This is a genomic window from Williamwhitmania taraxaci (assembly GCF_900096565.1).
In the GTDB taxonomy this organism is placed as follows: Bacteria; Bacteroidota; Bacteroidia; order Bacteroidales; family Williamwhitmaniaceae; genus Williamwhitmania; species Williamwhitmania taraxaci.
In genome coordinates, this window is the sequence record NZ_FMYP01000018.1 from 1 (window position 1) to 12728 (window position 12728).

The 12728-nt window shown below is 40.6% G+C and carries 10 protein-coding genes and 1 pseudogene; all 11 read left to right on the forward strand.

The genetic code is table 11. The annotated features are described in order from the left end of the window. A pseudogene (locus BLS65_RS18195) lies at window positions 1-307 on the forward strand (hypothetical protein); the annotation flags it as partial. Window positions 308-411: 104 nt separating this feature from the next. Further along, on the forward strand, window positions 412-936 hold the full coding sequence (locus BLS65_RS06455; protein ID WP_092437127.1) for a chemotaxis protein CheW: 525 nt from the start codon (window positions 412-414) through the stop codon (window positions 934-936). Window positions 937-1028: 92 nt separating this feature from the next. After that, window positions 1029-2291: a hypothetical protein gene (locus tag BLS65_RS06460; RefSeq protein ID WP_092437130.1), complete on the forward strand. Its 1263-nt coding sequence runs from the start codon at window positions 1029-1031 to the stop codon at window positions 2289-2291. Between the two features lie 111 nt (window positions 2292-2402). After that, complete coding sequence (locus BLS65_RS06465; protein WP_092437132.1) at window positions 2403-3119, forward strand: TorF family putative porin; 717 nt, start codon at window positions 2403-2405, stop codon at window positions 3117-3119. Window positions 3120-3138: 19 nt separating this feature from the next. Beyond that, window positions 3139-5223, forward strand: a complete 2085-nt coding sequence (locus BLS65_RS06470; RefSeq protein WP_092437134.1) for a methyl-accepting chemotaxis protein — start codon at window positions 3139-3141, stop codon at window positions 5221-5223. A 316-nt stretch (window positions 5224-5539) separates the two neighbouring features. Next, window positions 5540-6394, forward strand: a complete 855-nt coding sequence (locus BLS65_RS06480; RefSeq protein WP_092437139.1) for a CheR family methyltransferase — start codon at window positions 5540-5542, stop codon at window positions 6392-6394. Window positions 6395-6419: 25 nt separating this feature from the next. Further along, window positions 6420-7322, forward strand: a complete 903-nt coding sequence (locus tag BLS65_RS06485; protein ID WP_092437141.1) for a sensor histidine kinase — start codon at window positions 6420-6422, stop codon at window positions 7320-7322. Between the two features lie 6 nt (window positions 7323-7328). Further along, window positions 7329-7817: a chemotaxis protein CheD gene (locus tag BLS65_RS06490; RefSeq protein ID WP_212590506.1), complete on the forward strand. Its 489-nt coding sequence runs from the start codon at window positions 7329-7331 to the stop codon at window positions 7815-7817. A gap of 10 nt (window positions 7818-7827) precedes the next feature. Continuing rightward, on the forward strand, window positions 7828-8904 hold the full coding sequence (locus BLS65_RS06495) for a protein-glutamate methylesterase/protein-glutamine glutaminase (protein WP_092437143.1): 1077 nt from the start codon (window positions 7828-7830) through the stop codon (window positions 8902-8904). A gap of 9 nt (window positions 8905-8913) precedes the next feature. After that, a complete protein-coding gene (locus BLS65_RS06500; protein WP_092437145.1) occupies window positions 8914-10299 on the forward strand; it encodes a DUF4407 domain-containing protein in 1386 nt (461 codons plus the stop codon). Between the two features lie 71 nt (window positions 10300-10370). After that, window positions 10371-12653, forward strand: a complete 2283-nt coding sequence (locus BLS65_RS06505; protein WP_092437148.1) for a PAS domain S-box protein — start codon at window positions 10371-10373, stop codon at window positions 12651-12653. Window positions 12654-12728 lie beyond the last annotated feature (75 nt).

Sequence of the window (12728 nt, forward strand, 5' to 3'; positions counted from 1 at the left end):
AACAAATGGTATGGTTGAAAGAGCAAATGGAACCATTAAAAACAATACGATTAAAAGAACTGAATACAATAATAAGGATGAAATGCAAAAAGGCTTAATTGAGTTTTTGATGTATTATATTCTCTACCGAAGACACGGAGGTTTAAGAAAAGAACTTAATGTGAAAACACCTTTTCAAGCTATCGAAAAATGGTTCGAAATTAAACCGGAAATATTTTTACAAGAACCTGATGAGTTTAAAAATAAAGTTTTATCTTTGAAATATATTAATCAAACAAGTTGTCATAAACAATCTTGTGAAACTTGACAGTTAAGTATAGTTTTTAGTCTAAATATTAACTATTTTGGCAATTAAATATGCTGATAATCAAGTAACTGATGTATAACAATTAATCGATAGGAGAGAATAATATGAGCGATGTTGACATTTCAAAGTCCAACTCTTATTTGTCATTTAATCTTGGAGAAGAGGAGTTTGCAGCACATGTAGGAAAGGTGTTGAATATCTTAGAGATGATTAAAATCACGGAAGTTCCAATGGCCCCGGCATATATGAAAGGGGTAATCAACCTAAGGGGCGCTGTTCTTCCAGTAATCGATACTCGTGTGAAATTTGGTATGTCGGCAACGGTTTATACACCAAATACCTGTATCGTTGTGCTTGATATTGATATGGATGGCGATTCAGTGCATGTTGGAGCATTGGTGGATTCGGTGCAAGCTGTGCTTGAAATTCCAAGCGAAGGAATACTGCCTCCACCAAGCATAGGCAGCCGGTACAAATCTGAGTTTATCGAAGGCGTTGCTAATATTGACGATCGATTTGTGATGCTTTTGAATATGGACATGGTATTTTCATCGATGGAACTTTCTGCAATGAAGGAAACAACGGAGGAGACTGCTAGGACTGTTAATGTTGAGCAGGTTAGCGAGTAAATTCGATTGATGCTTTTCTTCGTTTTTTGCTGTTCGCATCATTGAAATTGCTTTGGTGCGAACTTTCTTTGTTTAAATCTTAAATCTTATCTATGGGTAAAATTTTATCATCAGTAATTCTGCTAGTTGTATTTACAAGCCTTGCGGGCAATGCACAGGAAAAGGATTCATTGAAAATGAAGATGAATGGTTTCATACGATTTGATTACTGGAATGATACAAGGGTTACCGATGAGGCAATTGAGGGTATTTTCTCGCTTGTTCCGTCCCCCCAAGTAATGGATAACTATGGAAACGATCTTAATGAAAAGTCTAGTGCCAATGCACTTGCAGTTTCGTCGAGGGTAAAGTTGGCTATCTCTGGAACAAGAGTCTTAGGGGCTGCTGCATCAGGCTTACTCGAGGCCGACTTTACTGGTACTGCCGGTTCTAGTCGTGTTCGACTCCGACATGCTGCTATCACTTTAAACTGGACTCGATCTTCGCTTTTGATGGGATCGTATTGGCATCAGATGGTTGTTGCAGATGCATTTCCCTCCATCATTTCCCTCAGTACGGGTGCTCCCATTCAAAGTTTCAACCGGAGCCCACAGGTCACTTATACCTATAAAATCAACAGTTCACTGCAGGCTACTGGCTCAGCTGCATGGGAAAGCGACTATACGAGTACTGGTCCCGATGGTGCCTCTTCAAAGTATTTAAGGTTTTCGTCTTTGCCCGATTTTACCGTGCATTTACGGTATTCAATTTCGAACTTTATGATCGGAGTTTTGGGTGAAGCGTTCTGGATTCAACCACGCCTCTTTACTACAAAGCCAGGAATACCGCCAGGATTACCCACTTTAAAAAAACAAACAAACACGCTATTAGGCTCTTATTCTTACCAAGGTTATATGAAATATTCTAATAGTAGATTTTTCGTTCTTGGAAAAGCAACGGTTGGACAAAACTTAGTTCATCACCTAATGATTGGAGGCTATGGAACGTCCAGCATTGACCCCATTATTGGATCGGAAACTTACTCACCGTTTACTCATCTCTATTCCTTCCTTAATGTTGGATACGGTTCAACGATAAAACCTTCAATCTTTATTGGATACGCAAGGAATTTGGGTACCTCGGAGGAACTGGTTGGAGATATCAAAAACGTATATGGCCGAAGCCTGAATATTGCATCTTTGTGGCGTATTGCGCCCAACATTTCATGGACCATTAAGAACCTGATGCTCGCTGGGGAAGTTGAATACACCAATGCCGAGTATGGAAATCTCGTATTTCCATCCAAAGGGAAGATTACAGATACCTATCATGTTTCTAATACTCGATTTCTTTTTATTGCACAGTATAATTTCTAAATAACTCATTTTTTGCAAAAGGCATTCAACCACCTCAGCCAAATGTTACGCTTTTGAATGATTATATGGCCGTTTAAGCCGATTTGTTAAACCATTTAAATCCTGTGAACTATGAAAAAGATGATTTTCCTTTTTGCATCAATTTTTTTTGCTCTTCCATCAATTGGGCAAGAACCAGGGAGTGTTTCTTCCAGTAAGATCGACCTCAATGTCGATGTGGTTAGTCGTTATGTTTGGCGTGGGCTTCTTTATAATGCCTCTCCAAATATTCAGCCTACGTTAAGCTATACGAAGAGTGGTTTTTCCATTGGAAGTTGGGGATCCTATGGTTTATCCAGTCAGTATGCCGAAGTCGATTTCTTTGCATCGTATTCCACTGGGCCGCTCACCTTTTTAGTTTATGATTACTTTAACGAGGATGAAGGCGATCTTCAGGCAAATGACTTCTTTAACTATAAGGAAAAAATAACGGCTCATGCTGTTGAAGGATCGATATTTTACACTGGGGGTGACGGCTTTCCTATTAAATTAACGGCTGCAATGTTCGTTTATGGTAATGATCGAAACCCAGATAACGGTGATCAATACTACAGCACCTATTTTGAGTTAGGTTACCCCTTAAATGTTGCCGATCACCCTCTAGATATATTCATTGGTGGAACTCCTCAAAAGGGTCTTTACCATTCCGATGCCGGAATTGTTAATATAGGGTTATCTACTACGAAGGAGTTAGAAATCTCTGACCGCTTTAAACTTCCTATTAAAGCTACTCTCTCAGTAAATCCGAGCGCGGATAATGTTTTCTTGGTTATCGGAATGACTTTTTAATGTCTTAAAAAACAATAATATGAGCCGCAAATTTGTTTCAATAAAGACAAGGATAGCCCTACTGGTTGGGGCTGGTGTATTCTTGCTTTCGGGGATTTTAATCACCATTTCTACCTACAATTCGCTAAAAACAGCCACAGTTAGTTCCACCGAGATATCTAACCAGATGGCGGTTACTTATGCAAATCAAGTGGTGGATAAGATGGATGACGCTATGTCTGCCGCACGATCGCTCGCACATGCACTTAGTGGTGTGATTGGTAAAAATGTTTCTAGGCAGGCGATCCAGCAGATGGCTGGTAGTATTTTATTGGGTGATGAAGATTTTTTAGGTTATACTGTTTGCTTCGAACCCAATGCTTATGATGCAAAGGATGCGTTTTTCGCCAATAAACCTGGACACGACAATACAGGTAGATTCGTATCCTACATGACGAAGAACGGTTCTGGTGGATTTGTTGTAGAGCCCTTAGTGGACTATGAAAACGAATCTGCGGCTCCTTGGTATTGGATACCCATGCGCACCATGAAGGAATTTGTTACCGAACCTTTAATGTATCCAATCCAGGGAAAAAATGTTTATATGGTTTCCTTTATGTGCCCAATTATTACCAATGGGAAATTTGTGGGAGTGACCGGTGTCGATTTATCTATTAACTATTTGCAAGACATGGTCGTTAAGGCCAATGTTTTTGATGGTCATGGAAACTTTGATATTGTGTCACATCAAGGGGTGTTTGCTGCAAATTCAGGAAACCCCGACTTTGTTGGCAAAAATATATTGGAGCAGAAGAATATAGGTGCCGAAGATCAGTTAGTCGATATCGAAAAAGGGAATAGCCTTACACGAATCGACAACGGTATCCTAAAAGCGTTTGTGCCTGTGATAGTTGGACGTTGTCCCACCGCATGGCAAGTGTCTATTAGTGTACCAGTAGACTACATCACCCAAGAAGCCCGTGCTCAAATGATTTACCAAATGATTATTGGGATTATTCTCCTTGTTGTAGCCATTTTCATTCTTGTGCTTTTGCTGAGCAGGTATATTTCACCAATTGTAGCTCTCTCTCAAGTTGCAAAGGAGGTTTCGTCTGGTAATCTCATGGTCGAGATTGAGAAAAAACGATCCAATGATGAAGTTGGAGAACTGAGTGACTCGCTGGCTGAAATGGTTAAAAACCTACGCGAAATTATTACGGGTATTTTGGTCTCTGCCGATAATATAGCCTCTGCCGGGCAGGAGTTAAGTACCGGATCACAGCAACTATCAGAGGGAAGTAGCGAACAAGCCTCCTCGGTTGAAGAGGTAAGCGCATCCATGGAAGAAATGGTTGCTTCTATTCAACAAAATACGGATAATGCACGCCAAACTGAAAAGATAAGCCAGCAAGCAGCAGTGGGTGTTAAAAAAGGATACGATGCCTCTACAACGGCAATTGGTTCGATGAAGAGCATTGCTGATAAGGTTAGTATCATTACCGATATTGCATTTCAAACCAACATTCTCGCTCTAAATGCAGCAGTGGAAGCTGCGCGTGCAGGTGAGCATGGACGTGGATTTGCTGTGGTGGCAGGAGAGGTTCGTAAGCTAGCAGAGAGAAGTCGCCAAGCTGCCGATGAAATTATACATCTATCACATGGTGGCGTTGCTGTGGTTGAAGAAGCTGGACGTGAGTTAAACTCGGTTGTTCCACAAATCGATAACACATTTCATCTGGTTCAGGAGATTGCTGCCTCCAGCCTGGAGCAAACCAACGGTGCAGAACAAGTAAACTCCGCAATTCAACAACTTAACACACTAACGCAGCAAAATGCCTCCCTATCCGAGCAATTGGCAACTAGCGCTGAAGAACTTTCGGGGCAAGCAACTCAACTAAAGGATTATGTTACCCGATTTAAACTGGAGGATACAACTACAATGGCTTTTTCGGGTAAGGTTAAATCCCATTTGAATCTTGAGGGAAAGCCTAAAAAAACATTCTCGGAAATAGTTAAGAAAAAAACAGTTGCCCCATACAAACCTATGAAACCAGTAAGCAAGAGCAGTGGAGTTAATTTGAGTATGCCCCCATCAAAAGAAGATGATGGTTATGAGAAATTCTAATGTTTGCTATGTAACTTAGGGCTTAATGTATGCAATAATGGAGACAGTAGTAACTTGCTGTCCCATTATTGTTTTTGTAACGAACGTATATTGGTTCATTATATCGCCATTTTACTTAAGAGATAAGGCAGCAATTTGTAATCCTAAAGTTTTTCAGGTTAAAAAGTCTTCGCGATCGAAACAAATTGTGTTTTCAAAAAAAAAGGATGCTGAAGGTTCGCATTTCTAAAGAGTTTAAGCTAAATTGCAATTTGAGACAGTATTAATCATGATTGAGGAAACGTTTTCTATATTTTAATAAGCCACCTTAGCGAATATGGATCCTTTATTGAATAGTATATACAATGCACAACTTACCGACGAAGAATTTCGACGGTTAAGTGAGTTTATTTACAATGAGAGTGGGATAAAGATGCCTCCCATTAAGAGAATAATGTTACAGAGTAGACTTCAGAAGCGCCTTCGCGAACTTAAGATGCAGACCTTCAAGGAGTATTGCGATTGTGTTTTCAGCAAAGCTGGTCAAATGAGTGAGATCATACATATGTTGGACGTAGTTAGCACCAATAAAACTGACTTTTTCCGAGAAGCGGTTCATTTTGACTTTCTTACTTCTGATGTCCTCCCAAGTTTTCATCAAAATGGGACCGGAAATCGAGTTATGAAAGTTTGGAGTGCTGGCTGTTCCAGTGGAGAGGAACCATATACAATATCTATTGTTCTTTCCGATTTTGCAGAAAAACATCCTGGCTTTGACTTTTCTATTTTGGGAACGGATCTCTCAACGACAATACTTCAGAAAGCAGTAGATGCCGTTTATCGCATCGATCGAGTGGAAGCTATTCCGTTGGAAATGAAGAAACGTCACTTCCTGAAGAGTAAGGACTCCGTGAATCAAACTGTTAAACTCGCCCCTCACATTCGAAAAAAAGTGCGATTTGCAAGGTTGAATTTTGTGGATAGCACCTATGATGTAGGCGAAATGTTCGATGTCGTATTCTGCCGTAACGTTCTGATTTATTTTGATAGACCAACACAAGAGCGAGTTATAACGAAACTCTGTAGTCGACTCAAACCAGGTGGATATTTTTTCTTGGGCCACAGCGAGTCAATTATGAATATGGACGTACCGTTGGTGCAGGTGAAACCAACTATTTTCAAACGTGTGTAACCATCAATTCTAAACTAGCCCCAATATGAAAAAGCTTTCAGACGAAGAATTGATAAGTGAGCTGACAAAACGCTTTGAGGAGAATAGAAAGTCATTTCAAGAGTTAAAAGACCTCAATGACGAATTGCGGCTTGTGAATAAAAAACTGGAGGAGAGTGAGTCATTAAAGAGCCACTTTATTTCAAATATTACCAACGAGATTGTAAATCCTTTTACTTCCATAATTGGTTTGTCGAGAACGATACTTGAGGTTGATAAGGAAAACTGGAAAAAGGTCATTTCAATGGTGGCACTGATTCATTCCGAGGCTTTTTCGCTCGATTTTCAACTCCGAAACATATTTGTTGCGGCAAAAATTGAAGCTGGGGAGATTAATCCCGAATTTGTGAAAGCGGACATTCATAACCTAATGGATGGTGTTGTTGCCAATTTTAAGCATGAGGCCCAGAAAAAAAGGTGCGAGATTAAGTTGATTTTCGATATTGAGGGATATTCGAGTGTCGGTCCCTATGATTTCAAAACCGATCCGGAAAAATTCAAGTTGATTATCTCTAATTTATTGAGCAATGCCGTTAATTTTTCGTTCGAAGATAGCGAAGTTGTTATAACGGTGTCTCGAAGTGAAGATATTCTTCGGGTTTCCGTGAAAGATTTTGGTTCTGGAATTTCGGAGAAAAATCAGCAGATAATATTCGATCGGTTTAAGCGTGTTGATTCAGGCATTAATTCCATGAATAGAGGTCATGGTCTTGGTCTGTCTATAAACAAGTCGCTTTTGGATGTGTTAAATGGTAGCATTGAAGTTGTATCCTCGTTAGGTAACGGGGCTACCTTTACCATTTCTGTTCCCGAAGCAACAGAGGCCGGCGAGGGATACGCCAGCGATGCTGATGAGTTTTTCTTTGGTGATGAGCAACAGGTTTTCTAGAGGATTATGGACGAACTTCCCGTTCACTTTTTATACCCTGCCGCTATGTGGATTGAAAAACAACCACATCGGGTTCATACTATTTTAGGTAGTTGTGTGGCTGTGTGTCTTTACGATTCGGTTCTGAAAATAGGTGGAATAAATCATTATATGTTACCTTATTGGAATGGACAAGGATTGGCTTCGCCTAAGTATGGCAATATTGCTATTGAAAAACTTGTGGAAAAGATGCTGTTTTTTGGTTGTAAAAAGGAGAACCTTCGAGCAAAAGTTTTTGGAGGGGGCGAGGTTATCGAGACCACATTTAACCAATTTCAGATTGGCGAACGCAATGTTAAGGTTGCGCAGGAAATGCTTAGGGAGCATGGGATTACTATTGCCGGATCGAGTTTGAGTGGGAAACTGGGGCGAAAGTTGGAGTTTAACACGCAAACAGGTGAGGTTCGGATGAAGTTTATCGAAAAACAGATTTTCAATCCTATTAAACCTAAATAATTTATCGGATATGCAGCCAAAACTTAAAGTTTTAATTATTGACGATTCCGCTGTTGTTCGGCAAACCTTGAGCCATATTATTTCGAGCGATCCGGATTTAGAGGTTATGGCTACGGCATCCGATCCTTTTTTTGCTGCAAAAAAAATCGCCGAAAATGTTCCTGACGTTATTACCCTCGATGTAGAAATGCCTCGCATGGACGGGCTTACATTTCTTAAGAAGATTATGTCCCAACATCCAATACCCGTGGTGATTATTTCCAGTTTAACCGAAACTGGAACTGAAAGCGGGATACGAGCATTGGAGTATGGGGCCGTTGATATTATTACCAAACCTCAAATGAATACAAAACAGTTCATTGAGGAATCAAGGATTCGTATTTGTGATGCCATTAAGGCTGCTGGTGGTGCAAAAATTACTCGGCGTCGTTTTGTTGAGCCTCAAGCAATGGTAGTGGAACCGAAATTTTCGGCTGATGTTGTATTACCCAAGGGAAGCCCAATTCACAGCATGTTGAAAACTACCGAAATCGTAGTTGCTGTAGGTGCTTCTACCGGTGGAACCGAGGCAATTAGTTTGTTCTTGCAAGCGCTTCCGCCCGATTGCCCTGGAATTGTTATTGTTCAGCATATGCCCGAAAAATTTACGACATCTTTCGCAAATCGGCTAAACGAAATTTGCAAAATTACGGTAAGGGAAGCAAAGGATGGAGATACTGTTATTCGAGGGCAGGCCTTAATTGCCCCAGGTAACTATCATATGCTTTTAAAGCGCAGTGGTGCGAAATACTACGTAGAGGTTACCGAAGGATCACTCGTCAATAGGCATAGACCATCGGTGGATGTGCTCTTTCGCAGTACTGCTCGATTTGCTGGTTCAAACGCAATTGGCATTCTTATGACCGGAATGGGCGATGATGGTGCTAGAGGATTGCTGGAAATGAAGGAAGCCGGAGCTCGTACCGTTGCCCAAGATGAGAAATCATGTGTGGTATTTGGTATGCCAAAAGAGGCAATTAAACTAGGTGCTGCCGATAAGGTGCTTCCGCTTGAAAGTATTGCTGCATATATATTAAAGCCATATTAACGAAGTGTTATGGATTCTAAAACGGGAAAGAGAAAATATACGCTTTCATTTCTTTATCGAGTATTCTGCTGGTGTTCTGGAGCAAGATTGTATCTACTCGAACGGTGCCCTTCTGACCTGAATAAGTATCTAGGCATTGGAGCAATTATTTTCATGACCGGTGTAATGGCTTCTCTTTCCGGTGGGTATGCTATTTTTACAATATTTAGGAGTTATCCAATCGCGATTGCTTTCGGATTACTATGGGGAACTCTTATATTCTTTTTGGACTTCTTTCTTGTTTCGAGCCTAAAAAAGCAAGAGTTTATAAAACTTGAATTGCCCTTTGCATTACCCCGATTTGTATTAGCGCTGCTTATTGCGGTTGTTATTTCGAAACCAATTGAACTCAAACTCTTTGAGCGGGAAATTAATGTTGAGATCGAAACCATGCGATCGGAAAAAAACATGGAGTTCTCCCGTATTGTAGGTCAGGAGTTCGGGGATATCGATCAGCTCCTCAAGGAAAGTGAATCATTAAAAAAAGAGATTGAAGGAAAGCAGGAGTTGCGGAATAAACTTTTCAACTTAGTTATTGCCGAAGCCGAAGGCCAAAGTCCTACAAATAGAATTGGTAAGGGACCTGTATATGCCGAAAAAAGACAAGAGTTTAATGTTTCTGATAAGGATCTTTCGGAAACAAAGGTGAGGAATTTCAAACTGATAGAGCAGAATAATCTTCGTATAACAGAACTCAAAGCATTACGTGATATGCGTAAGAGTGCAACCGCACAAGCTAGTTCCGAATCGGATGGTTTTTTAGCAAGACTGCAAGCGATGGCTAACATCAAGGATAGTAGCTTAATTGTAAGTATTACAAGTTGGTTTATTACTTTACTCTTCATTGTTATCGAATCGTCGCCCATCATTGCTAAACTGCTTTCGCGAAAAGGACCCTACGATTTTCTTTTGGAAGCAGAGGAGTTCTCTAAAGAGGCTGAGGCAAGTATGATAATTGAGAATATACGTTTCGGACACGAGGATAGCCTTGATGTTGACCGTGAAATAGCGCGCATTAAGTTCAAAAGCGAGATTGCCCTTCACTCGGAGTTTATTTCAAAAGAGGCTGACGTACGGCGTGAACTATTCAAACGGAGACTTAGTTCTATTGCCAATAAGGGAAATTTACCTTCTAGAGACTTAAAACTAGTTACTTCCGATCATGAAGTTGCCAATGATAGTTTGGATGAAGTACCTGCTGTGGCGTCGGTAAGCGAAAGTGTTCAGCAATTGCAGTCAAGTCCAAAGGATCCTGATTTAGCAAATGGTGACGCAGTTGATAGTTATTCCGAAGTGGAATTTGATGGAAAGGATGCTCCTTCTACTCTCGGAGAAAAAAAAATGGCAAATAAGTAGGGCTAAGGCCCTTTAAAGTTGGAGCCAACGAAAAATTGCTTACTTTTAAGGGAATTTTTTTCTCGACGCATATGAGCAGCGAATTTTCCAAGGCAAAGGTTATTAGGATCACTCTAAATGGAGTGCTGGCTGGTTTAGTATTTCTTTTAATGGCTTTTTTTATTGAAGCCTTTAGAACGGATAACTCCATATCCTTCAACGGACTAGTGAGTATTCACAAAGAAAATCCTCTCTTTATATTTTTCGATTTCTTTCCTGTTATTTTTGGAGTCTTGGCCTATTATTATGGCGGTAAGGTTGTCGGCCAATTATCTATTTCCGAATCGCTTATAGAGGAGGAGGAGTCTAGAAGTCGTAAACTATATCGCTTTGTGGAGCGGATCCGTAACGGTGAGATTGATGCCGATTTCCATGCTGATGAGGATGATGTGCTTGGAAAAGCAATTGTTAATCTTCGAGATAACCTCAAGGCAAGCAAGGAGGAAGAAGCGCTCCGCAAACAAGAGGATGAGCAGCGTGGATGGATGGCTGAAGGAATGGCCATGTTTGGCGAAATTCTTAGGGCCAACAACGATAATATGGCCGAACTTTCGTATTCCATTATTAGCAACTTAGTAAAATATGTAAAGTCCGTTCAAGGGGGCTTTTATATCATCGAAGACAATGATGAGGAAAGTAAATATTTTCTTCTTACGGCCAGTTACGCCTATGAAAGAAGAAAGTATGCCGATAAACGCCTCGAATGGGGCGAAGGTATTGTTGGGGCTTGCGCTCTCGAAAAAGATACTATTCATCTAAAGAAAGTTCCTGCTGGATACCTCTCAATAACATCAGGCCTAGGCGAAGCAACTCCAGACAATCTCTTGATTGTGCCTCTTAAGGTAAACGACGAAGTACATGGCGTTATTGAAATAGCTTCGTTTAAACCATTTGAAGAATTTGAAATTGGTTTTATTGAGAAAGTTGCTGAAAGTATTGCTACTACGATTTCAAGTGTTAAAATAAACATCCGAACGGCTCAACTTTTAGCTGAGTCGGGGGCTCGGGCTGAGGCAATGACTGAACAGGAGACCCAACTTCGGCAAAACATGGAGGAGTTGCAAGCTACCCAAGAGGAAGCTGCGCGTCAGGCCGAAAAATTTATTAGTTTCACTAATTCGGTTAATCACACCCTTATTCGAGCCGAATACGATACTGCTGGAATCCTACTCTATGCCAACACCCAGTTTCTTCATAAACTTGAGTATGTAAGCAATAGTGAGGTTGAAGGACAGCCAATATCGATGTTTGTAAATAAGAAGGATAGAATTTGGTTTGATGAACTATGGCAATCGTTAATTCGTGGGGGAAAACACTTTGAAGGCGATATGAAACTGGTTACACGCGATGGTAAAGATTTGTGGACCATTGCAACTTATACCTGTGTACGTAATGTCATGGGCGGTGTTGAGAAAATTCTATTTTTAGCCATTGATACTACTGAGCAGAAAAAGCAGAGCTTGGATCACGAAGGACAAATTAATGCACTCAACAGAAGTAGCCTTAAAGCCGAATTCTCCCCAACTGGTGACATATTGGATGCAAATGAAAAGTTCCTAGTCGCTTTGGGATATACATCCGTCGAAATTAAGACAAAAACGGTATTTGATTTCCCTCCTGATGTCGAGAAGAAATCATTAGAGAAAATATGGGATGATGTCACCCATGGCATGCCTTTCGAAGGTGGCTTACGCTTTTTAATGAAAGAAGGAGAGGAGCGTTGGATCAGGGGCACATTCACTGCCGTGAACGACATGTATGAAGAGATTGCTAAAGTTGTCTTCATTGGGCACGATAGTACTCGAGAGAAACTCATGGAACTTGAGACTAAGCGCCAGACTGAGATATTAAGGATTCAGGAGGAACAGTTGCGTCAAAGTGAGGTGGAGTTGAGCCGAAAGTTACGCGAGGCAAGGGAAGAGGTAAAAACCCAATTCAAAGAAATTGAAAAGGTTAAAATCAGAAATGAAAAAACACTCGAAGGATTCCTTGATGTAGTAATTTCAATCGACCAAGATGGAACCATCGACTTTTTCAATAAGGCAGCAGAACAGCTGTTTGGTTATGACCGTAATGAAGTTTTAGGGAAAAACGTTCGTTTACTTTTCCCTGCTGATGCTGCTAAGCACGACGAATTTATTGCCAACTTTGTTGATCCTGATAAACTGAAAATTGTTGGTGTTCGCAGGGAGATTACCATTACCAATAAGTTGGGTGATGAACTCGCGGTGTTGATCTTGCTTTCGGAAGCTCGGGTTGGAAAAGAGTATACCTATACTGCTTTCATTCAAAATATTTCTGTCGATCTGTTTTAATTTTGTCATAATATTTTAAAGCCCCGAACGGAAAGTTTCATCAGTCGGGGCTTTTTTGTTACCTTTGCGGGGCGT

Excerpts from the sequence above, each read along its gene's own strand:
- BLS65_RS06470 (WP_092437134.1), top strand. The coding sequence starts at position 3,139 with ATGAGCCGCAAATTTGTTTCAATAAAGACAAGGATAGCCCTACTGGTT.
- BLS65_RS06460 (WP_092437130.1), top strand. The coding sequence starts at position 1,029 with ATGGGTAAAATTTTATCATCAGTAATTCTGCTAGTTGTATTTACAAGC.
- BLS65_RS06480 (WP_092437139.1), top strand. The coding sequence starts at position 5,540 with ATGGATCCTTTATTGAATAGTATATACAATGCACAACTTACCGACGAA.
- BLS65_RS06495 (WP_092437143.1), top strand. The coding sequence starts at position 7,828 with ATGCAGCCAAAACTTAAAGTTTTAATTATTGACGATTCCGCTGTTGTT.
- BLS65_RS06500 (WP_092437145.1), top strand. The coding sequence starts at position 8,914 with ATGGATTCTAAAACGGGAAAGAGAAAATATACGCTTTCATTTCTTTAT.
- BLS65_RS06490 (WP_212590506.1), top strand. The coding sequence starts at position 7,329 with ATGGACGAACTTCCCGTTCACTTTTTATACCCTGCCGCTATGTGGATT.
- BLS65_RS06485 (WP_092437141.1), top strand. The coding sequence starts at position 6,420 with ATGAAAAAGCTTTCAGACGAAGAATTGATAAGTGAGCTGACAAAACGC.
- BLS65_RS06455 (WP_092437127.1), top strand. The coding sequence starts at position 412 with ATGAGCGATGTTGACATTTCAAAGTCCAACTCTTATTTGTCATTTAAT.
- BLS65_RS06465 (WP_092437132.1), top strand. The coding sequence starts at position 2,403 with ATGAAAAAGATGATTTTCCTTTTTGCATCAATTTTTTTTGCTCTTCCA.
- BLS65_RS06505 (WP_092437148.1), top strand. The coding sequence starts at position 10,371 with ATGAGCAGCGAATTTTCCAAGGCAAAGGTTATTAGGATCACTCTAAAT.